Annotated in this window: 13 protein-coding genes; 7 read left to right on the top strand and 6 right to left on the bottom strand. The window is 43.5% G+C overall.

What is annotated here, in order from left to right:
- Nucleotides 1–113: 113 nt before the first annotated feature.
- Entirely contained in the window at nucleotides 114–2,681 is a 2,568-nt protein-coding gene (locus DXX92_RS02950; protein ID WP_115999069.1) for a bifunctional diguanylate cyclase/phosphodiesterase, read from the top strand.
- A 100-nt stretch (nucleotides 2,682–2,781) separates the two neighbouring features.
- Here the strand turns inward: DXX92_RS02950 and DXX92_RS02955 are convergent, their stop codons facing one another.
- Together DXX92_RS02955 and DXX92_RS02960 are read right to left on the bottom strand one after the other, a co-directional pair.
- Entirely contained in the window at nucleotides 2,782–4,320 is a 1,539-nt protein-coding gene (locus DXX92_RS02955) for a sensor histidine kinase (protein WP_428977356.1), read from the bottom strand.
- An 8-nt stretch (nucleotides 4,321–4,328) separates the two neighbouring features.
- Nucleotides 4,329–5,042, bottom strand: coding sequence for a response regulator transcription factor (locus DXX92_RS02960; protein ID WP_115999071.1), 714 nt, complete (start codon nucleotides 5,040–5,042; stop codon nucleotides 4,329–4,331).
- 647 nt (nucleotides 5,043–5,689) lie between these two features.
- On the opposite strand from DXX92_RS02960, the gene DXX92_RS02965 reads away from it, so the two are divergent.
- Nucleotides 5,690–8,002 carry a dehydrogenase E1 component subunit alpha/beta gene (locus DXX92_RS02965; protein ID WP_115999072.1) on the top strand — a complete coding sequence of 771 codons (2,313 nt, stop codon included), beginning with the start codon at nucleotides 5,690–5,692 and terminating at the stop codon, nucleotides 8,000–8,002.
- Nucleotides 8,003–8,136: 134 nt separating this feature from the next.
- On the opposite strand, the gene galK is transcribed toward DXX92_RS02965, so the two are convergent.
- The 4 genes from galK to glpK all read right to left on the bottom strand — a co-directional run bounded on the left by galK (nucleotide 8,137) and on the right by glpK (nucleotide 13,350).
- Nucleotides 8,137–9,288, bottom strand: a complete 1,152-nt coding sequence (gene galK / locus DXX92_RS02970) for a galactokinase (protein ID WP_115999073.1) — start codon at nucleotides 9,286–9,288, stop codon at nucleotides 8,137–8,139.
- A 97-nt stretch (nucleotides 9,289–9,385) separates the two neighbouring features.
- The gene (locus tag DXX92_RS02975) at nucleotides 9,386–10,441 is read right to left on the bottom strand and encodes a UDP-glucose--hexose-1-phosphate uridylyltransferase (protein WP_115999074.1); all 1,056 of its coding nucleotides are present in this window, start codon (nucleotides 10,439–10,441) and stop codon (nucleotides 9,386–9,388) included.
- An 88-nt stretch (nucleotides 10,442–10,529) separates the two neighbouring features.
- Nucleotides 10,530–11,555, bottom strand: a complete 1,026-nt coding sequence (galE, locus tag DXX92_RS02980; RefSeq protein ID WP_115999075.1) for a UDP-glucose 4-epimerase GalE — start codon at nucleotides 11,553–11,555, stop codon at nucleotides 10,530–10,532.
- A gap of 319 nt (nucleotides 11,556–11,874) precedes the next feature.
- The gene (glpK, locus tag DXX92_RS02985; RefSeq protein WP_115999076.1) at nucleotides 11,875–13,350 is read right to left on the bottom strand and encodes a glycerol kinase GlpK; all 1,476 of its coding nucleotides are present in this window, start codon (nucleotides 13,348–13,350) and stop codon (nucleotides 11,875–11,877) included.
- Between the two features lie 271 nt (nucleotides 13,351–13,621).
- Between glpK and DXX92_RS02990 the strand changes: the two genes are divergently transcribed.
- From DXX92_RS02990 to DXX92_RS03010, 5 genes are all read left to right on the top strand, one after another.
- The gene (locus DXX92_RS02990; protein WP_115999077.1) at nucleotides 13,622–15,040 is read left to right on the top strand and encodes an ABC transporter substrate-binding protein; all 1,419 of its coding nucleotides are present in this window, start codon (nucleotides 13,622–13,624) and stop codon (nucleotides 15,038–15,040) included.
- Between the two features lie 235 nt (nucleotides 15,041–15,275).
- Complete coding sequence (gene glpD, locus DXX92_RS02995; RefSeq protein WP_115999078.1) at nucleotides 15,276–16,760, top strand: glycerol-3-phosphate dehydrogenase; 1,485 nt, start codon at nucleotides 15,276–15,278, stop codon at nucleotides 16,758–16,760.
- Nucleotides 16,761–16,995: 235 nt separating this feature from the next.
- The gene (locus DXX92_RS03000; protein WP_115999079.1) at nucleotides 16,996–19,713 is read left to right on the top strand and encodes a TonB-dependent receptor; all 2,718 of its coding nucleotides are present in this window, start codon (nucleotides 16,996–16,998) and stop codon (nucleotides 19,711–19,713) included.
- 287 nt (nucleotides 19,714–20,000) lie between these two features.
- Nucleotides 20,001–21,518: a tryptophan halogenase family protein gene (locus DXX92_RS03005; RefSeq protein WP_115999080.1), complete on the top strand. Its 1,518-nt coding sequence runs from the start codon at nucleotides 20,001–20,003 to the stop codon at nucleotides 21,516–21,518.
- Nucleotides 21,519–21,634: 116 nt separating this feature from the next.
- Nucleotides 21,635–22,399, top strand: a complete 765-nt coding sequence (locus DXX92_RS03010) for a SapC family protein (protein WP_115999081.1) — start codon at nucleotides 21,635–21,637, stop codon at nucleotides 22,397–22,399.
- Nucleotides 22,400–22,535 lie beyond the last annotated feature (136 nt).

The raw sequence follows: 22,535 nt of genomic DNA on the forward strand, positions 1-22,535 counted from the left end.
TATAATCAATAAACAACAGGGCTGTTTAGGTAATATGTCGCAACTTCACATTATAGGGTGAGGTTGCAACCATATTACGACTTTAAGTGGCCTTTGTTATCCGGTTTTAATATATGACTAATGATCTAGCGCAGTTTTTTGGCATCCAGTCCAGTCAAGGACGGTATCGTCATGCGTTGCACAGTATTCAAGAAAAGCTACAACCTAGCCATTGCTTTATTGGTAAATTTGTCGATGACGATCAAGTAAGAACCGTATTGCACTTAGCCGATGGCAAAGAAGCTGAAAACTTCGTTTATCAGCTTGCTGGCACTCCTTGTGCTAAAGCCAAAGAATCGCTTGGAACATGCAAGTTCTCAAGTGGTGTGCAGGAAATATTCCCCTATGATGATGCGCTAAAAGACTGGCAAATTGAAAGCTATATTGCCGTTACTATTCGCTCATTTAACGATAAGCCCGTTGGCATTTTAGTTTGTTTGTTTGATTGTCCAACTGATGTGGCACCGAGTGATTGCGCTTGGTTTCGTGAAGTTGGCTACCTAATTGGTGCCGAATTTAAATATGAATTAAATTCTGTAGAAAATGAGCAGTTAATCTCACATATGTCACTGGGCGAGTCGCTCGCAAAACTTTGTACGCTTGAGTGGCACTTAAGCGCTGACACCGTATTTGCGAGTGATTATGCTTACCAACTTTTTGGTTTGTCAGAGAAGCAACAACTTACACGTAAACAGTTAGCAGCATTAATTGTACCGCGAGATCATCAAAAAATAACTGAACAGTTAGCTGCTATCGAACAAGGTACTGTTGAATGCTTTGCTATTGAAGTTGAAATTACGACAACTGCTGGCGAGAGTAAATATCTGAAAGTGTTGGGTGAAACCAAAACTGATAGCCTTACCGATGAACTCGTTGTGCAATTGAGTATTCAGGACATTACTGAGCAGCAGCAACTGATTAAGCGACTGGGTTTGGCTGATACCGTGCTAGAAAATGCTTCTGAAGCGGTAATGATTTCGGATAGTAAAAACAAAATTGTATGGGTTAATAAAGCGTTAGAAAATTTAACTGGCTTTGATGAAGCAGAGCTAATTGGCCAAGATCCCGCTATTTTTAGCTCAGGTAAACAAGACGCAGATTTTTACCAAGATATGTGGAAAACCTTGGTTGAAAAGGGAGTTTGGCGCGGAGAAATTTATAACCAACGAAAAAATGGTGAAATTTTTCCAGAAGAATTATTGCTCAATGCTGTAAAAGACGAGCACGGGGAGATTACTAACTACGTCGCCATATTTAGTGATATTAGTGAATGGAAAGAAACTGAGCGCCGTTTGCGCTTTTATGCTGATAAAGAGCCATTAACTGGACTAGCTAATCGTCGAGCTTTTATTGAAAATGTCGATTTGCAGGTCAAACGCAGTAAAGCATCTCACCAACCGTTTGTTGTCATGTATCTTGATATCAACCGCTTTAAAGAGATCAATGATATTTACGGCCATGTCATGGGGGACTTTTTGTTGGTCGCTGTTGGTAAGCGATTGCAAGAGGCCTACGACAATCACGACCTCATTTGTCGTTATAGTGGCGATGAATTTACCTTGTTGTTGCCCAGTAGTGATCTCAAACAAGCAAAGATGAAAGCTGAGCAAATTCAACAGCTATTGTCAGCGCCTTTTGAGTTTGAACAACTTGCTCTATCGATACAAGTGAGTATTGGCTTGGCAGAATTTTCTCAAGGCCTTTGTTGTGAAAACAATGCCACCGCAACTGAGCTTTTAAAAAATGCCAGTCATGCAATGCAGCGGGCAAAAGCGAACAGTAATCGTGAAAGCTCAAATAAACACGCGATTGGCGTTCATGACCAGCAATTACAGCAACAGTACCTGCGTCGCTTGGCATTGAGAGACAAACTAAAACTCGCGCTATCCGCACATGCATTAACGGTTAATTACCAACCTATTATTTGCGCAAAAACTCAGCAAATAGAAAAGTTTGAAGCCTTAGTTCGATGGCATGATGATCAGTTTGGTTTTGTCTCTCCAGGAGAGTTTATTCCTATCGCAGAAGAGTTTGGTTTGATTTCAAAGTTGGGCCAGTTTGTGCTTGAGCGTGCTTGCCAAGATTTAGGCCGCTTACACCAATTAGGCTATGAGCGCATTAGTTTTAGCATTAACCGCTCAATCAATGAGTTTCGTACCGACAATGACCAAGTGGCGTTAGTGACGCAAGCCATAGCCAAATATGCTATTCCAGCTGACAAAGTTGTTATTGAAATTACCGAGTCAGTGGCAATGTCATCGAATCATTACGTAAATGAAGCATTGGCTAAGCTTAAAGATACAGGTGTTAAAATTGCGCTAGATGATTTCTGCACTGGTTTTTCATCAATTAGTAACCTGATTGAATACCCAGTCGATATTTTGAAAATCGATAAGTCGTTCGTGGATAACATTTTGATAGAGCGCAATCAAAGCTTACTGACACAAACCTTGATTGATCTTGCTGGTAAATTAGATATGCAAGTGATTGCCGAAGGCGTTGAAACCATAGAGCAACTCAATTGCCTGCGAGACTATGGCTGTAATCAAATTCAAGGCTACTATTTTAGCCCTGCGGTACCAATTGATGAGTGTATTGCCTTGCTCGGCAAAGCTGCCAAAACCGCCAAAGAGCCACAGTAACAAACTGATATAAACCTTAAAGCTCACCGGATAAGCCTGTATCTAGTTAATACAGGCTTATCATTGCAACTATTAAACTAAGTACTTATCTATATTAATGCTAACTAGCTTGCGCAAGCGTCAGAGAGAAAGCACTGCCTTTACCTAACTCACTGGTCACGCTTAAGTCGCTATTAAGTAGCTGACTCAATCGTTTACTAATGGCCAAGCCTAGGCCAGCATGTCGGTTCTTTTCTCCTTGTGCGTTACTGGCGCGATAGCGGGCATCAAATATGTAAGCTAAATCTTTTTGATGAATACCTGTGCCAGTGTCCACTACACTAATTCTCAACTTATCGTTCACTGGTGTGATTTGAACACTAATGTTGCCGTTTTCTGGCGTATGACGCAGCGCATTTTCAATAAGGTTAGTTAAAATACGCTCAAGTTTAGCTATGTCAGAATAAACTACACGCTCGCAGTGGTCGGGCAATAGCGATAAATTGATATGCTTTTGCTGTGCTTTTAGTGCAAATTTCGCAATGATGTCATGCAGTAATTCGCCAACAGCGAAAGCTTCGTTGTTTACTGATACTTGCCCATCTTCTAAGTGAGCTAGTTCAAATATTTGATCGATGAGCAGTTTGAGCTGTTCAACATTTCGCAGTGCTGTATTGATGTACTGCTGACGCTGCTCACTGTTAAGCTCTTCATTTTTAAGCGATAAGGTTTCTACATAGCCTTTCATCGCCGCCAACGGTGTGCGCAAGTCGTGAGATAGATGAGCCAGCAGTTCGCGACGAATTTTGTCGTTGTGCTTGAGCTGTTGAAATTGGCTATTGATTTGTTCCACCATGGCGACAAAATTAGCGCCGAGCTGCTCAACTTCATTTTGCTTAGTGCTCTCTTTGCCCTCGTCATAAGCAGCTTCAGTTAAGGCTTGGTCAGCTGTTGTCGCCGAGTTTGCACGCCAGTGATTTAAACTAATTTTTTCCTGATCAAAGTTGGCATCACGAATGTTATTGATATCGCGTACCAAACGGCGAATAGGGCTAGTGAAACTGCGAAACAGCATAAGCAATAAAATCAACAACAGCAGTAAACTGCCGCCCAGTAGCGACAAGTGTTCTAACAATTGCTGATCAGACTTTACTTTTGCATAAGTTGAATCATAAATTTCGCCGCCAATGATCACATATAAATAGCCTTGAAGCTTTTCGCCCTTGTAAACTGGAGCCGCAGAGAATATTTTTTTCCTCGACAAGTGCCGTGGATCATCGCCAAAAATGGGTACTTGGTGAGGCGCATCAATAAGCTGCGAGATTGGTGTTAGGTCAACTGATTTGCGTTTAATTTTGTCGGGCTTAGCCGAGTAGGTCAGAATCTTACCGCTCGGATCGAGAAAATAAAATTCAAATGCTGGGCCAAGCAGCATTAAGGTGTGAAACAAGTTTTCAAGGGCTGGTTTGTCGTAAACGCCGTCTTGTAACAAAGGGTTGTCTTGCGCTAAGTGCTCCGCGAGCTCAATGTGAAGTTTTTGCTCAGCTTGAAATTGAGAATGCTGGGCAAGTGAGCTACTCCACCAAAAAAACAAATACCCCAATAAAGCAAACGTTAAGGTGACAGAAATCGCCAGCCGTTGATAAAGAGAGTTGGCGATAACCTTCATCAATGCACTCCTGCTGAGTTGAGTTTGTAGCCTACGCCCCAAACGGTTTGAATAATTTGTGGCTGGGTAACATCTTTTTCCAGCTTATTGCGCAAGCGGTTAATGTGGGAATTTACCGTATGCTCGTAGCCACTGTGGTGATAACCCCAGACCGAATCAAGTAATTGGCTGCGTGAAAACACTTGATCAGGATGCTTGCCTAAAAAGCTCAATAGTTCAAATTCTGTGGAAGTTAAGTCGATAGCAGTGTCTTGGTAAGTCACTTTGTGACACTGGTGATCTACCGTTAGGTTGCCAATACATGTGACGGCTTTGGCTTGAGTAGGAATGGCAATACTCTGTAGGCTGTGCACACGCCTTAATTGTGCTCTGACTCGCGCTTGTAGTTCTCGTACGCTAAAAGGCTTTGCCATATAGTCGTCAGCACCAAGTTCTAAGCCCAGCACCCGATCTGTTTCAGAACTGCGCGACGTAAGCATCATGATGGCTTGCAATGGCTTGGCTTCGCGTAGTTGTCGGCAAATATCCAAACCGCTCATATCGGGCAACATCACGTCAAGAATAACTAATTGATAGTCCTGACTTAATGCTTCTGCTAAGCCGAGTTTTCCGGTGTGACATTTGTCAGGTGTTAAACCAAGTTCATGCATATGAACAGCAACTAGCTCAGCAATATCTTGTTCGTCTTCAATGATCAAAATTTTGTCAGTCATAATCCCTGGCCACCAGTTGGCTATTGCCAACTGCCTATTCTGTTTGTGTTATAAGAAAACTAACATTCGACCCTAATTCAGAAAAAACTCAGAAAACTTTATAAATAATCTGAATTAGAACCAATTTTTTAACTATCATCAGCACTTACAACACCTAAGTGGCAGTGACGGAAAAGCCCGAAAACAAAGCTTCCCGTCACTATCGATGATAGAGCTAATAATTCATGACCGGATAACATCACATTTTTATTCAGTCTTATTTAATTGTTTTTAAATAAATTAAAAGATAGGCAAAAGCGCGCTAATCTGCAGGTCGATTAGCGCACTAATTGAAAGTGTGATCGTCATATCGATCACCACAGCGCGAGCACTTCTGTATTTCTACAATCTAAAGGTTAAAACAAGGTCTAGCTAGTCGATTAAATAAAGCTAAGTGAAACAAACGAATTAGCGGCCAGGCAGTTACGTTTGCTCACACAGCAAGCACCTAGCTAGCACCTTGGACCATTACAGCATGACCGATAGATATTGCGCCGCCATTGCAAAGTGGTCACAAAAGAATCACGTTTTTATCACAAATGAGTTTGCGCTCTGGGCGTTTGGTTACTAGCGTTAGAAGGGGAAATAATGGACTAAGTACTTGAAATATGAGTGATAGAAATAAGCTAGTCAAAGATAATTTTGCTAAGTTTGTCAGCGTCGGCAGTTTACCGGAACTAAGCGTATCGCACCCCCCTGATACGGTTGGCCTTAATGCGTCAGACTTGATTGATATGTTCACGACTCAGATGATGAGCCGACATTTAGATCTGCAATCGCGGGTGATGCAAAAACAAGGGCAAAGCTTTTACACCATAGGCAGTGCAGGCCATGAGGGCAATGCAGCCTATGCCAAAGCATTTCGCATTGATGATATGGCGTTTTTACATTACCGCAGTGGTGCTTTTTGTTTGCAACGAGCAAAAGAGGCAACAGGCCATGCTCCGCTTTATGAAATGCTACTTTCGTTTGCTGCAAGCAGTGAAGATCCTGTCTCAGGCGGTCGCCACAAGGTGTTGGGCTCTAAAGCTCATCATATTCCACCGCAAACGAGTACGATTGCCTCCCATTTACCCAAAGCAATGGGGGCTGCATTTTCGATAGGCTTAGCACAGCGATTAAATTTCACCGGAAAACTGACCAAAGACGGCGTTATTTTGTGTAGCTTCGGTGATGCTTCCGCAAATCACTCAACAGCGCTTGGGGCAATTAACAGTGCTGCTTGGTGTGCTTACCAGTCGATTCCTATGCCCATTGTCTTTATCTGTGAAGACAATGGCATCGGTATTTCAACTTCAACGCCGCAAGGCTGGATTGCTGCCAATTTTAGCAATCGAGCCGGTATCACCTACCTTTATTGCGATGGCCTAAATTTGCTGGATACTTACCAGGCTGCTTGTAAAGCCGAGAAAATTGCAAGAACCCAACAAAAGCCTGTGTTTTTGCATGTCAAAATGGTGCGTTTGTTAGGCCATGCTGGCTCTGATAGTGAATTTGCTTACCGTGATCTAAGCGAAATAGAAGCTATTGAGCGACAAGATCCTTTGCTGCATTCTGCCCAGTTGTTACTTACCCACAGCATAATGACAGCGGACAAAATGATCGCGCTTTATCAGGCGACGGCAGCACATATCGCCGAACTAGCAGAGCAAGTGGCTGAGCAGCCAAGGCTTGAAAGTGCAAAAGAGGTGATGGCAAGCCTAATTCCGAAAGCAATACTTGGGAATGCTGAGGGCTATCAAGCTATTGGTCAGGGACAGCGGAAAGCCTTGTTTGCCCATGAGCAACATAATTTAGATAAACCACAACACTTAGCTAAATTGCTGAATTGGACGCTAATGGACGCACTGGCTGAGCTGCCCAATATCGTCATGCTAGGTGAAGATATCGCAAAAAAAGGTGGTGTTTACAATGTTAGCAGCAAGCTCAATGAGCGCTTTGGTAGCAATCGTGTGATGAACACCTTATTGGATGAGCAATCGATATTAGGCGGAGCAATTGGTTTAGCGCACAATGGCTTTTTACCTATCCCAGAAATTCAGTTTTTGGCCTACGTGCATAACGCAGAAGATCAAATTCGAGGTGAAGCAGCAACCTTGTCATTTTTCTCTAATCAGCAGTTTACTAACCCTATGGTGATTAGAATTGCTGGGCTTGCTTACCAAAAAGGCTTTGGCGGTCATTTTCACAACGACAATTCGTTTGCTGTGTTTCGTGATATTCCGAGCGTGATTTTAGCTTGCCCCTCTAACGGTGCTGATGGCGTTGAAATGCTGCGTACCTGCATAAAATTGGCTTATGAACAGCAACGCGTGGTAGTTTTTTTAGAGCCAATAGCGCTTTATATGACCAAAGACTTGTTTCCTAGTCGCAATGCTCAAATAGAAAAATGTGCTCAAAAAGCTCAAGCTGATGGCTTATGGACTTCAACTTATCATTATCAAACGCTTGCTGAACACGTTATTGATATGGGAGTTAAGGTCTATCCAAAAGCAGCTAAAACTAGGGATATTACTAGCGAAGGTGCGACTGACAGCACAAGCAGAGCACAAGCCTGTATTCTCACCTATGGCAATGGTTGTTATTTGTCACGCCAAGCGCAGGCATTACTGGCTGAGCAAGGTATCAGGGTTTGTGTTGTTGATTTGCGTTTTCTAGCGCCATTAGATGAAGTGGGTATTATTGAGCAAGTAAGAGATGTTAAAAAGGTGCTGATTGTCGATGAATGCCGTGAAACTGGCTCGATTAGTGAAGCCTTAGTGACCTTGCTCAATGAGCAGGCAAGCGATACTGAGCTCAAGCGCATTTGCGCACAAGATAGCTTTATTCCATTGGGGAGCGCCGCTTATCATGTATTGCCATCAACTCAGGAAATTGTTGATACCCTATTAAGTTGGATTGCACTTGATGGTGTTCACTAAACTAGCTAGCTTAAAGGCAACATGATTTGCATTCTTTATTAAGGTGCAGAAAGATAGAAATGTGAAAGGCGCGAAGTAAGCAAACAGGGGTGAAGCTTACTCCGCTTTAAACTGAAATTAACTTTATGTTACGCCTAAGCAATCTCAGTCACTTGTAAGCCAGTTCCTGCCTGACAGACAAAAATATCGGCAGTTAAGTCAAACTTAGCCTGATATTCACGTTCAACTGCGGATTTCACTGTGTTGATTTCCTCATCGCGACACAAGCATATAACGGCGCCGCCAAAGCCACCGCCAGTCATGCGCACAGCACCTTTGCCATCGAGTGCTCGACTAATCATATCGACAAGGCCATCAGTCGCAGGCACAGTCACTTCGAAGTTATCACGTAGCGATTGGTGAGAGGCCGCAAGTAAATCGCGCAATGCACTCATATCGTTATTTGCTAACGCATGAACGGTATCAATAACCCGCTGATTTTCACTGAGGACATGAAATGCACGTTTATATTCATTGTCGGTTAGTGCTGGCTTAGTGCTTTCAAGCAGTGTTAAATCTGCTTGGCGCAGCGAGCTTACCTGCATTTTTGCCGCTGCCCCTTCACAGTCTAAACGGCGTTGGTTGTATTCACTTTCTACCAACTTACGTGGATAGTTAGAATTCACTATCACTAAATTTAAATCGCTTGGAATACTGACTTTTTCTGTGCTGAGATCGTCACAGTCTATTTTCAATGCATGGCCAGGGGCCGCTTGCGCCGAAATTAGCTGGTCCATAATGCCACATTGACAGTGCATAAACTCGTTTTCTGCTTGCTGGCCAATTAGGGCAATGGTTTTGGTGTCGATACCTAAGCCGAATGCTTGGTTAAGTGCCCCAGCAATCGAGACTTCAAGCGCTGCTGACGAGGATAGACCGGCACCTTGTGGCACATCACTGCTAATTAACAGCTCGATACCGCCAAGTGGGTAGCCACGCTTTTTCAACACGTAGACAACAGCGCGAATATAGTTGCCCCATTGTGAGTTACCTTGGCTAATGGTGTCGTCTACCGCGAAGCTGTCTTGCTCACTTGGGTAGTTGTTCGAGTAAACAATGACTTGGTTGTCATCGCGTTTTTTGAACAGTACTTGGGTGCTAAAATTCAGTGCACAAGGCAACACATAGCCCAAGTTGTAGTCGGTAAATTCACCAATCAAATTAACACGGCCGGGCGCAATAGCTAGGCCTTGCGCAGGGTGACCAAAAAGTTGCTGAAAATCGGCTGTAAATTGATTGTTATTCATCGTTTTTACCTAAAATAAAGCTCTTGAAATTAAGACCTTGAATAAATACCTTGCGTGTTCTTTGTGTATGCTTTTGAGCAGGCTTTTTACTTGGCACTTAGTCGTTACCTTGTTGAGCTTGCTTATAGTGAGTTGTGCTGGCTTTTTGCAAAATAGCGGCAGCGGTTTCAGCACTTAAATCTCGTTGGCTTTCTGCCATCATCTCATAGCCAACCATATGCTTTTTCACCGTTGCTGAGCGCAACAGTGGCGGATAAAAGTGGGCGTGTAATCGCCAATGGCTGTCGTCAGCTAAATTGGTTGGCGCACTATGCCAGCCCATTGAATATGGGAAACTGCAATTAAAAACGTTGTCGTAACGTGTGGTTAGCTCTTTAAGCAGGCTGGCAAGGGTTTGAGCCTGTTGATCATTAATTTGACCAAACTGGCGAATATCTTCTCTTGCAACGACAAGTGTTTCAAATGGCCATGCCGCCCAAAAAGGCACCACCGCTATCCAATGTTCGTTGCTACAAATAACACGACTGCCATCGGCAATTTCTTTGTCGATATAATTGGCTAATAAGGGGGTTTGATGGCGAGCGTAATAATCTGCTTGTTGACTATTTTCTTTGGCGATTTCACTAGACGCATGTTGGTGAGCCCAAATTTGTCCGTGCGGGTGTGGCTGAGAGCAGCCCATGATCTCACCTTTATTTTCGAAAATATGAATAGTGGCAAACTTGCTCGCCAGTTCTCGGTAATTTTCGCGCCAAGTGGTGACGACCTTAGTGAGTTCATCAACGGATAACTCTGGCATGGTTTTACTGTGATCTGGTGAGAAGCAAACCACGCGACATTCGCCATTTGCCGCTTCAAAAGTAAAGAGCTCATCATCGCTAGCGACATTAGTATCAGACGTTCGTTGTTGCTGGTTAAGCGCGCCAAAGTCATTTACAAACACGAAAGTGTCTTGATAGTCGGGGTTTTTCGTATCGTTGGCTCTGTTATTGCCCGGACACAGTGGGCAGTCATCCACATAGCTAGGCAAACTCTCGGTACTGGCTTGTTCGGTTGCCCCTAACCAAGGGCGATTATTTCGATGTGGCGACACCAGCACCCAATCGCCTGTTAATGGGTTTTTTCTGCGGTGTGTGTATTCAAATTCACTCATGTCTACTCTAGTCCAGCGCTATTTCAGCGTGGCACTAGCCTTGCTGTTAATGTGTTCAGATAACGGTGTGTTAATACTGGCCAAGGACTTAATCTTCCAAACCATTCGGGTAGCTTGTTTGCCAGCGCCAAGTATCTGCGGTCATAGCATTAATGTCGCGTTTTGCTTGCCAGCCAAATGTTTCTTTAGCAAGGTTAGCATCAGCATAATTACAGGCAATATCACCACTGCGGCGCGGTGCGACTTGGTAAGGGATCTCAACGCCCGAAGCAGTTGAAAATGCCTTGATCATATCCAGTACTGAATAGCCTTCACCTGTCCCCAAATTGTATGCGTGACAACCCGTCATAGCTTGCTGATGATTAAGATGATAAGTAAATGCATCAACATGGCCATCAGCCAAGTCACTAATATGAATATAATCACGCACGCCTGTGCCATCAGGTGTGTCGTAGTCATTACCAAAAACACTAATATATTCACGACGCCCAACCGCAGTTTGGGCAATAAATGGCATTAAATTATTGGGAATACCTTTGGGGGATTCGCCAATTAAGCCGCTTTGATCGGCACCTACTGGATTAAAATAGCGCAGCGCAATGGTGAGCCATTCATCATCACTTTGTGCTAAATCGGCCAGCACTTGTTCAACCATGACCTTGCTCCAGCCATAGGGGTTGGTGGATGAAATCGGATGTTGCTCATCAATCGGTAAATATTTCGGATCACCGTAAACGGTGGCGGATGAACTAAAGATCAACTTTTTGAGATTAAGCGCCGTCATCACTTCAATCATGGATAACGTATTGGCGACATTGTTTTGGTAGTAACGAACGGGTTGCTCAGTCGACTCACCAACGGCTTTCAATGCGGCAAAATGGAAAACCGCTTGAATATCGTGTTCTTTAATCGCGCTAGCAAAGGCCACTTTATCGCCGATGTCGGCAACAATATAGTCAAAGTGATGGCCAGTAATTTTTGCTAACTGGTCGATAACCTTAACACTGGCATTCGATAAATTATCGTATATGACAGGAATATAGCCTGCATTGTGCAGCGCAATACAGGTATGGCTGCCAATATAGCCCATACCTCCGGTAACAAGAACCTTCACAATATCTTCCTGATGCTAATAGATTGAGTTCATGAGGCAGCAAGTGTCGCAACATCATGACTAAAAAAGTATTTATAGTATAAATACTACTATTGCGAAAGTTCGCTAGCAAGCCATTTTTTAGTCAGAAAAATAGGGGGTAGATGGGAAGGCCAAAGCCAATGAGTCTCCAGTGAAGTCTGCATCGGTATTAACTTGTTGAAATTGAATAAGAAGACATTGAGAAACAGTAGTCACAGTGGTTAATTTACTCTGACTACTGTAGATAACAAAAATTAAAGAGATGTTGAAATTACCGCTCTCAACAACTCCTAAAAGACTATTTCTTTAATACTCGAGCAACGGCGTCTTGCCAGCCATGAAGCAGTTTTTCTCGCTGCGTTTGCGACATTTGCGGTGTTAACTGCGTATCTGACTGCCACAGTGATTGAATATGTTCGAGTGAGTCGTAAACGCCTGCTTGCAAGCCGGCTAAATAAGCCGCCCCTAGCGCTGAGGTTTCTACAGTTTTCGGTCTATCGATTTGTACATTTAAAATGTCGGCAAGGAATTGAATGAACCAATTATTTGCTGCCATACCGCCATCAACCCGCATTTGCTGAATTTGAATGCCGTCTTTGGCAATAGCTTGGGTTAAATCGTCAGTTTGATAGCACACCGATTGCAGGCCAGCTGAAACTATTTCGTTAATACCAGTAGCGCGGGTTAAACCAAATATGGCGCCGCGTGCTTCTGGATCCCAGTAGGGTGCACCAAGGCCGGTAAAGGCTGGAACAAAATAGATACCGCTATCAACTGAGGTGCTGGTGGCAATGGCTTCGGTTTCTTTGGCTGAACTAACCATGTTCACACCATCACGTAACCACTGAATCGCCGCCCCTGCGACAAAAATACTGCCTTCGAGCGCGTAATGAACTTGCCCGTTAATTTGATAGCCAATGGTGGTGAGTAGGCGATTGTTTGATTTAAGTGCTTCTTCGCCAGTATTCACCATTAAAAAGCAGCCTGTGCCATAAGTGCTTTTGGCGGTGCCTGGGCTAAAACAAGTTTGACCAAAGAGTGCTGCTTGCTGATCACCAGCAATGCCTTGAATAGCAATAGAGCCACCAAACACACTGGTTTCGCCAAAATCAAAAGCGCTATCGCATACTTCAGGTAATAATGAGGCTGGAATATCCATCAAAGCTAGTAGCGCTTCATCCCAACAGCCTTGGTGGATATTGTAAAGCATAGTGCGTGACGCATTGGTGGCATCGGTAAGGTGTGACCTCCCTTGTGTCAAATGCCAAAGGATATAGGTATCAACCGTACCAAATGCTAGTTGTCCTTGCTCCGCTAGGTCACGAGCACCCTCGACGTTGTCCAAAATCCATTTAATTTTTGTCGCAGAAAAATAAGGATCGATTAATAATCCGGTTTTTTCAGTGATTATCTCACTATGGCCGGCGTTGACTAGCTCAGTGCAATAGTCTGCGGTGCGTCTATCTTGCCAAACAATGGCATTGTATATCGGCTCACCGGTTTCTCGGTGCCAAACTAGTGTGGTTTCTCTTTGGTTACAAATGCCAATACTAGCAACTTGCTCTGGCGAAACTTTTGTTTGGGCGAGCAGGGTTTTTGCCGTGCTAGTAACCGTTGATAAAATATCGTCAGGATTATGCTCGACCCAACCATTTTCAGGATAGTGTTGAGTAAACTCCTGTTGAACACTGTCGACTAATTCACCTTGTAAGTTGAATAAAATCGCTCGTGAGCTGGTGGTACCTTGGTCGATAGAGAGTAGGTACTTTTCCATAGCCGCCTCTTGTATAAGATGATAAATATGATTAATTATCTTAAGCCTAGTCCTTGTTAAGTCAACTATACATTGTTTGCTTCAGGTTTAGTTCAGTGGTTTGACTATGTGGTTTGGTTAAGCGTGATAAACAACGCCAATTTGCTTGTTATTTGTTTGAAAGTGATAAGGTTTTTCCATTTTATTGATTATGGATAGACTTGAAATTTATCGCTATATTCTGTTAAAAATTTGCTAATATATAATAATAATCAAATAGTTAAGCTCGACTTTGAAAACGCATCACGAAGAAAATGTCCAAACTGCTGTGAAGTTTGTAGCAGAAACCAGTAACCAAGATCCTATTGCCAATACGAGTTGGCTTGTCGCTTGGCTATTTATCATTACCTTAACTGCTTGGCTATCGCCGATAACGGCAGATGCTTCAGTTGTTTCTGATAACGCTAGTCGTGATTTGATAAGCGAGCCTAAAGAAGCTCTACCCAAGGAAAAAGCATCTGCCACGCTTAATGTAGCAGTGTTATACAGCACTCCTGGTCATCGCAGTTTGTTTGAAGGAGTGCGGGAAGAATTTGAGCAGCATCACCCTGATATTACGTTGAATTTTACTGGCTTGGTGGACGCTAGTTACAAGCAAGCACTTGTGCCATGGCTTGAAAGCGGTGAAATGGATGTTCTGTATTGGCAGGCGGGTGAACGCTTGAAAAACCTAGTGCGACAAGACTTGTTGTTACCACTTACCGAGCTTTGGCAAAGCCAACAATTCGACCAAGCCTTCCCTGAGACTGTTAAAAATTTGGTGAGCGTTAACCAAGAGGTTTATGCCATACCATACTCGTTTTACACCTGGGGACTTTTTTATAACAAACCCCTGTTGGAGAAATTAGCAATTTCCCCACCTAAGAATTGGGCGGAATTGCTAAGGATGTGTGAAAAAATTAGTAAGGCTGGCAAAGTGCCTATTATGATCGGTAGTGGTGACCCTTGGTTACCGGCCGCTTGGTTTGATTATATAGATTTGCGACTTAATGGCTTAGCGTTTCATCAAGCGCTTTTAGCGGGTGAAATCGCTTACACAGACCAACGAGTAAGATCGGTTTTTACACACTGGCAACAGCTAATAGAAGCAAATTGCTTTAACAGCGATCATCAATTGGTGACATGGCGAGATATGCTGCCACCGCTTTATCGGCAGATGACCGCAATGACACTGCTAGGAAATTTTTTTGATAACCACGTTCCTACGCACCTAGCAGAGGACCTCGGCTTTATGCCGTTCCCGACAATAAACTCAAAAATCGCACAGTTTGAGAATGTGCCAACGGATGTTGTAGTCGTTGCGCGAAAAACTAAACACGCTGCCCTTGCAATGAAATTTTTACGCTTTATTGCCCAGCCTGAAATTCAGTCCAAAATTGCCAGTGCAATTGGTCAAAGCTCTCCACACCTTAAAGCAAGCAAAGAAAAAGGACATTTTGCTCGCTTGAATAAGCCCGTGTTAGCAAGTGCTGTTGGCTTAGATCAATATTTTGATCGTGGCGTAAGTCAAAGCATGGTGGGGGCGAGTTTAGCAATATTCGCTGAATTTATTGAAGTGCCAAATGTAGAACGTGCAACTGCTCAGCTAGAGCAGTTAAGACTTAAAAACCTGAAATCATCAAACAAGGATAGTGTGCTAAGCACCCAGTAATGAAGTGCCAGTAATTAAGGGCTAGTAATTAAGGGGCTGTAATCAAGGAATTGTACCAAGTTGAACGGTTACAAGTGGAAAACTAAAAGGTATTAGAGCTACCTCAATCAGCTGGCTTTATAAAAACACAAATTAGCGCAAACTAGCTGCTTTGTCATATTGATTATATTTATCATATAAATTATATTTATTGCACAGTTCTGAAACTATTTTGAACAATTGAGTGGCAAGTTAGATGGATGTAACAGAAACAATTTACGATGTATTGGTTGTTGGCGGCGGCATTAACGGTGTTGGTATTGCCAATGACGCTGCGGGTCGTGGATTGAATGTCCTGCTTTGTGAAATGAATGATCTTGCATCTGCGACCTCTAGTGCCAGCAGTAAGCTTATTCATGGCGGCTTGCGCTATCTCGAATACTACGAATTTGGGCTAGTCAAAAAAGCATTAGCAGAGCGAGAAGTCCTGCTAAAAAATGCGCCTCATATCATTTCCCCCTTAGTGTTCAGATTACCTCATCAACCTCATTTGCGACCTGCTTGGATGATCCGAGCGGGTTTGTTTCTTTATGACAACCTAAGTAAGCGCATTACACTGCCAAAATCTCGCTCGTTTAAATTTGATCAGCAATCACCGCTAAAGTCAGACATCAAGAAAGGCTTCGAATACGCAGACGCTTGGGTTGATGACTCGCGCCTAACTGTACTCAATGCACTATCCGCCAAAGCGCAAGGGGCGACAATATTAACTCGTACGCAATTAGTCGCGGCAGAAACGATTGATGGCATTTGGCATTTATCGCTATTAGATAAAGCCAGCGGTGAAACCCTAATTGTGCGTAGTAAAAGCCTAGTGAATGCGGCTGGACCTTGGGTTGAAAACATTACAGGCAAAGTGGTGAAAGAGCGCACTCACGGTTTGCGCTTGGTGAAAGGTAGCCACATTGTCGTACCGCGTATTCATGACGACGAACATGCGTATATTTTACAGAATGAAGATCAGCGTATTGTCTTCGTTTTACCATTTGAGCAAGACTACTCGCTAGTGGGCACCACAGATGTTGATTACCAAGGTGATCCACAAGATGTCGCCATTGAAACAGCTGAAATTGATTACATCATTAGCATCACCAACAACTATTTTAAACGTCAAATCACCCGTGACAGCATCGTTCACACCTTCTCAGGCATTCGCCCATTACTGCACGATGAAGCGGAAGACGCCAAAGCAGTAACACGTGATTACACCATCGAATTAGTCACAGAAGGTCATGCACCGCTAGTGAATATCTACGGCGGCAAGATCACTACATATCGAACTTTAGCCGAAGCAGCCGTTGATAAGCTCACCCAAGTGTTCGCCACCATGAAACCAGCATGGACTAAACAAGCTGCGCTGCCAGGTGGCGATTTTACTGATCGCGAAACATTGATGGCGCAGTACGCTGAGGACTTTGCTTGGCTACCAGCAGCGTTAACGACTCGTTACGTTAGAACTTACGGCACTATTGCCGAGCAACTGCTCACTGGCTGTGAGAGTTTGGCCGATATGGGAGAAGATTTTGGTGCTGGTTTGTATCAAAGAGAACTCGATTATTTGGTGGCCAATGAATGGGCAACAACATTAGACGATGTGATTTGGCGACGCACTAAGTTAGGCCTATTACTTGATGAACAACAAAAACAAAGAATACATCAGTATATGTCGCAAATAGCTTAGCGATAAAAAGTTTAGGAAGGCCAAGCTCTGCTTAGATTGAGTGATGGCAAGCTAATAACCTGGCTATTAGGCAAAAACTACCTAGTAGCTCGTGTTTGTTTTCAATTGAAGCTTCGAGGTAAGCGTTAAGTGAAAACAAACCCAGTAAAAATTTTACATATAAGCTTTATAAAAAGTGTAAAAAATCTACTTAAAAAGTAGAGAAAACAACAAGTAAGTACAAAAGGGGAGATATATGTTTACTCTAGGTAAACGCACTGCGTTAGCAGTTGCAATTTCAGGTGCTTTGGGGGGCTACTCGCAAGTAGCTGTCGCTCAAGATAGCGCCGAAAGTGACGTTGAGGTGATTACAGTTACCGGCATGCTCAGTAGCTTAAAATCGTCAATGTTAGACAAAAAAGAATCTGATGTTGTTTCAGACGGTATTGCCGCGGAAGATTTGGGTAAATTCCCAGATTTAAACGTTGCCGAGTCTTTGCAACGTATTACAGGTGTATCGATTGACCGCAGTGGTGGTGAAGGCCAGCAAGTGACTGTTCGTGGTTTTGGCCCTCAGTTCAATACCGTGCTTGTTAATGGTCGTCAAATCGCGACCGATAGTGCTGGTCGTGAATTCAACTTTGACATTATCGCGGCGGATCAGATCACCGGTGCTGATATTTTCAAAACCTCGACATCGACACTGCAAGAAGGTGGTATTGGTGGCACGATCAATGTTTCTACTGCACGTCCATTTGACTACGACGGCTTACAAGTGGTTGGCTCACTAAAAGGCATGTACGAGAGCTTGTCGGAAGAGACTTCGCCAAGTGCTTCGTTCTTGGTTAGCAATACCTTTAACGACGACACCATGGGTGTCTTGCTTGCGGTAACTCACTCAGAACGTGACGTCCAAATTAACCGTATTGAAACCGCTGGTTGGCGTGGTGGTCAAACGATTTCTAACAGCCGTGACGGTGTACTTTTCACTAACGCATATATTCCACGTAACTGGGATCAAATTGTTGATCAACAAGAGCGTACCCGTACTAATGCCAGCTTAGTCTTCCAATATGCGCCAAGCGATGAAGTTACCATTACGCTTGATGGTTTTGTGTCTAAGTTTGAAGTTGAATCACAAGTAACTGACTTGGCGTCATGGTTTGAGCCTGATCGCGTTGGCTCAGCAACAATTGATCCGGAAACTGGTACGCTAACTCAGTTTACTCAAGATGTTGGCTTATTCGTAAGTAGTGGTAACCCAGCAACTGACTTCGTATCGCATACGCGTAATTCACGTGATGTTTCTAACGACGGTTTTGGTTTAAATGTTGAGTGGGCGATTAATGACCAGCTAGAAGCAACATTTGACCTGTCGACTTCATCGGCAGAAAACGATCGTGCCGGACGCGACCGTTTCAACGTGGTTGGTATTATCAACAGCTACCAGTTCGATGGCACAGGTGGTATTCCAACGGTAACTCACGACGGTTTTGTCAATGGTTCGCTATTGCCAGCAGAGCTTGCTCGCTTGCATTACAACGAAAAAGGTAACCAATTTAGCGACGAAGACGAAATCACTGAATTGAAAGCTGACTTTGTTTATGAAGCGGATGGTGATGTATTTGAGAAGGCGCGTTTTGGTATTTACCGTCAAGAGCGTGAGAAGAAGAGCTTCCAAATTTTTGGTAACCAATGTCAGTTCTGTGGTTACGGCACACCAGCACCACTTGATGTCATCGACTTTAGACCATTCACCGCAGAGAACTATTTCTCTGGCTTAATCGACACTTTCTACACTTATGATGGTGATGCCTATGTTGATTACTTAGCCGATCAAGGCTTCCCAATCGAGCCAACGTTGCAAAACAACCGTTACACAGTAAACGAAGATATTACGTCACTATACGCTGATTTCACCTTTGGCTTTGACTTAGATGATATGCCAGTGACAATTAATGTCGGCGCGCGTTACTCGACAACTGACGTTGAAGCAGAAGCGGTACAAAGTGATATTGTTAACGTGGTACCAACCTCTGACCAAACCTTATTTGCTAACGTATTTGGCCCAGCACGTGACATTTCAGAAAGTGGTTCATATTCAAACTTACTCCCTAGCTTAAACATCAAGTTAGAATTGCAAGATGATATGGTATTGCGTTTTGCTGCATACGATTCATTAACGCGTCCAACGCTATCGCAACTTTCGCCAGCGACAACGTTTAACGAACCACGTCGTCAAAACTTAACGGCGCAAGGTGGTAACGAGTCGTTGAAACCATTCACTTCTGAGAACTGGGATATTTCTTACGAGTGGTATTACGGCGATGCAAGCTTGTTTAGCTTCGCTTTCTTCCACAAAGAAGTAGATGACTTCATCATTACCCGTACAGGTACTGAAACCTTCGATATGACGGGCCGTACAGCACCTGATTTTGCCTGTGAAGGTGAATTCTGTTCTGACGCTGAAGAGCTATTTGGTGCGCAAGAGGTTTACTCGGTAACGCGTCCACAAAACTCGGAAGAAATCACAGTAACCGGTTACGAAGTGGCATTAACCCACATCTTTGAAAACGGTTTTGGTTTCACTGCTAACGCGACAATTGTTGATAGCGACACTGAATTAGGTGAAGACCAATCAACGGCCTTTGCGCTAGAAGGTTTAGGTGATTCACAAAACTTGATCGTATTCTACGAAGCGGACAATTGGCAAGCGCGTGTAGCGTTTAACAACCGTGAAGGCTTCTTACGCTTAGTGGATAACGGCTTCAATGGTGAGCCAGTCAATACTGATACCTTTGGTCAGTGGGACATCAGTGCTAGCTACGATATTAATGAAAATGTTTCGGTATTCTTTGAAGGCATTAACATTACAGAAGAAGAGCTAGTACAAACAGGTCGTTTTGCAAACCAAGTATACAATATTGAAGATAATGGCTCTCGTTACGCAGTTGGCGTGCGTGCTAAGTTCTAGTCGAACTTAGTTTGCCGAGTTAATCTCAACGCAAATGGCCTGCTTGTATGCAAACAGGCCATTTTTTATTGTTTGTTTTGCTTAGCTAAATACTTATAGCAATTGAAATAAATAAGTATTGCCTTTTAGCAATTTCGACATCCGTTGATCTGATTTAGTGTTAATGTTTAGCTAAGCAAAGCAGTTAAGCAAAGTAGCTTAGTAAAGCAAATAAACAAAGAAGTAAGCGATAACCCCTGCTTAACTTATTTGATAAGTTAAAATAGGTTGTTAGCAAAGGAAATTTTATGTCGCATCCGGTGAAAAATATTGTCATTGTCGGTGGTGGTATCGCTGGCTGGTTATCTGCTGCGGTAATCGCTTCTTATCACCAAGGGGCAAGTGACGAGCAGTTTCGAATTACCTTGGTTGAATCCTCTGACGTTCCAACGATTGGCGTGGGTGAAGGCACTTGGCCAACCATGAAAAATACCTTGCGACAAATTGGCTTAAATGAGCGAGAAGTGTTTGCTCGTTGTCATGCAGCTTTTAAGCAAGGTGGCAAGTTTGTTAACTGGGTACACGGCAATGGTGACTTTTATTATCATCCGTTTACTGTGCCTTTGGGCTACGGCAAGCTCGATCTCGCCCCTTATGTAGAAAGCGTTGAGAATTTTGCCGTTGAATCAAACTTTCAACACCATATTTGTGAAGCGGGCTTAGCCCCGAGAGGACACGCTGATCTTGACTATCAAGGGCCTTGTAATTACGCCTATCATTTAGATGCCGGTGAACTGGCTAATATGCTCAAAGAGCATTGCACCCAAAAGTTGGGTGTAAAACACCTAGTTGATACCTTGTGTGACACGCTAATCGCCGATGATGGCAGCATTGAAGCCATCGTGTTGGAAAAAACAGGACAACTAGCAGCCGACTTATTCGTTGATTGCACAGGCGCACGCTCATTATTGCTAGGACAAGCGCTGGGGATTGGTTATAAGTCACTTAGTGATGTGTTGTTTAACGATAGCGCCCTAGCTATGCAAGTACCATACGAGAGTGCCGATACCCCCGTTGCTTCGCACACAATTGCCACGGCACAGGACGCTGGTTGGATATGGGATATTGGCCTAACGCATCGCCGAGGTGTCGGCCATGTCTATTCGAGCCGATTTACCAGCGATGAGAAGGCCGAAGCGAATTTAAGACGCTATTTAGGAAAAGCAGCAGATGGTTTAGCTGCTCGAAAAATTTCCTATAAACCGGGGCACAGAGAAAAGTTCTGGCATAAAAACTGTGTCGCGGTTGGGATGGCGGCCGGCTTTGTTGAACCACTGGAAGCGACGGCGATTATGCTGATTGAACTATCATCACGCTTTATTGGCGAGAATTTGCCCGCCGATAAAGCGTTAATGCCAGTGGTTGCGAAACGATTCAATCAACAGATGGACTATCGCTGGCAACGCATTGCAGACTTTTTAAAGCTACATTACATGCTTACTCAGCGCCCTGAACCTTATTGGCAAGCTCATTGTGACGAAGCGACTTTTCCACAATCGCTGAAAGATGACTTAGCAATTTGGCGATATCGTGGTCCAGCCACCAGTGATTTTGACAGTGCCATTGAGCTGTTTCCAGCCGCGAGCTATCAATACGTGCTTTATGGTATGGAGTTTAAACCTGATTTTTCGAGCCAAGCTTATTTATATAATCAACGCCAACAAGCTGAGCAATTAATCAAACGTAACCAGCAATTGACCCAACAAATGCTGCAGAATTTGCCTGCTCATCGAGACTATATTGAGCAGTGGTTAGCAACGGGCTAGCAACGGGTTAGCAACGAGCGAGCAAGTGAGATTGCTAAACACATGCTAGTGAAAATTCAATTAAAAGTAGTTAACTGCAAATACTTAAAAATAATAGATACAACAAAGAGAAGTTTATGGCCGCATTAGTCGCACTTAAGCGCGAACAACATCAGTCACTTTACATTCAAGAAGGCGCTGAAAATAATTTTGCCTCAAGCCAGCATTTACTTAACTTAAAAATTCATGAAGTTGGTCATGCAGGCACCAGTCTTCCTGTGTTTTTGATGAAAGATCCTAAGTCAGGTGTATGGCGTGTTTCTGCTGTAACTAGCTTTGCAATGGGCACAAACCTTTTCGTGGAAGATAATCAATGGCAGCCAACGTTTAAACCCTTGGCGATGCAAACATTTCCGTTTTTCTTAATGAAGGCTGAAGGCGAGGGGAAGGGCTATACCGTCGGTATTGACCCTGAAAGTAACGCCTTTTCTGAGCAGTCGGGCGATACGATTTTTACTGACGAGGGTAAAGCCAGCCAGCGACTCATGAAAGCAACTCAATTGCTTGAAGCGAGTATCGAGCAAGATATTCAAACTTATCAATTTGGTCAGGCAATTAATGATTTGGGGCTGGTTAAAGCAATCAATTTAGTGATTCATCGCCCAGACGGTAGCCAAGAAACCTTGCAAGGCTTGTGTACCATTGACGAAGATAAGCTAAATGCTTTGTCTGGTGAGCAATTAAAATCACTTAGCGACAAAGGCTATTTAGCACCAATGTACGCAATTTTAATGTCGATTTATCAACTGAACTCGTTAATTCGCCGAAATAACTTAGATCAGCGATTTAACACAATTAGCGAAGTTAAAATCGCAGTTAATTCAGGTAACAGCTTTAGCTAGCGCACTATAATTTTGCCTTAGCACCTATAAGAAGTAGCTGTACACAGTCTACTTAGCTACTTCTTAACTCCATTTCAGAACAACCAAAATCACAAGTATTGAGTAGTACCCCGAAGCAACTAATTCCTTCGTAAAT

It is taken from the genome of Thalassotalea euphylliae (assembly GCF_003390395.1).
Lineage (GTDB): Bacteria > Pseudomonadota > Gammaproteobacteria > Enterobacterales > Alteromonadaceae > Thalassotalea_F > Thalassotalea_F euphylliae_C.

Bases quoted from the DNA above. Each gene is read 5' to 3' on its own strand.
- DXX92_RS02960 (WP_115999071.1), bottom strand. From the start codon at position 5,042: ATGACTGACAAAATTTTGATCATTGAAGACGAACAAGATATTGCTGAG.
- galK (WP_115999073.1), bottom strand. From the start codon at position 9,288: ATGAATAACAATCAATTTACAGCCGATTTTCAGCAACTTTTTGGTCAC.
- DXX92_RS03005 (WP_115999080.1), top strand. From the start codon at position 20,001: ATGTCGCATCCGGTGAAAAATATTGTCATTGTCGGTGGTGGTATCGCT.
- DXX92_RS03000 (WP_115999079.1), top strand. From the start codon at position 16,996: ATGTTTACTCTAGGTAAACGCACTGCGTTAGCAGTTGCAATTTCAGGT.
- DXX92_RS02965 (WP_115999072.1), top strand. From the start codon at position 5,690: ATGAGTGATAGAAATAAGCTAGTCAAAGATAATTTTGCTAAGTTTGTC.
- glpK (WP_115999076.1), bottom strand. From the start codon at position 13,350: ATGGAAAAGTACCTACTCTCTATCGACCAAGGTACCACCAGCTCACGA.
- DXX92_RS02975 (WP_115999074.1), bottom strand. From the start codon at position 10,441: ATGAGTGAATTTGAATACACACACCGCAGAAAAAACCCATTAACAGGC.
- DXX92_RS03010 (WP_115999081.1), top strand. From the start codon at position 21,635: ATGGCCGCATTAGTCGCACTTAAGCGCGAACAACATCAGTCACTTTAC.
- DXX92_RS02950 (WP_115999069.1), top strand. From the start codon at position 114: ATGACTAATGATCTAGCGCAGTTTTTTGGCATCCAGTCCAGTCAAGGA.
- glpD (WP_115999078.1), top strand. From the start codon at position 15,276: ATGGATGTAACAGAAACAATTTACGATGTATTGGTTGTTGGCGGCGGC.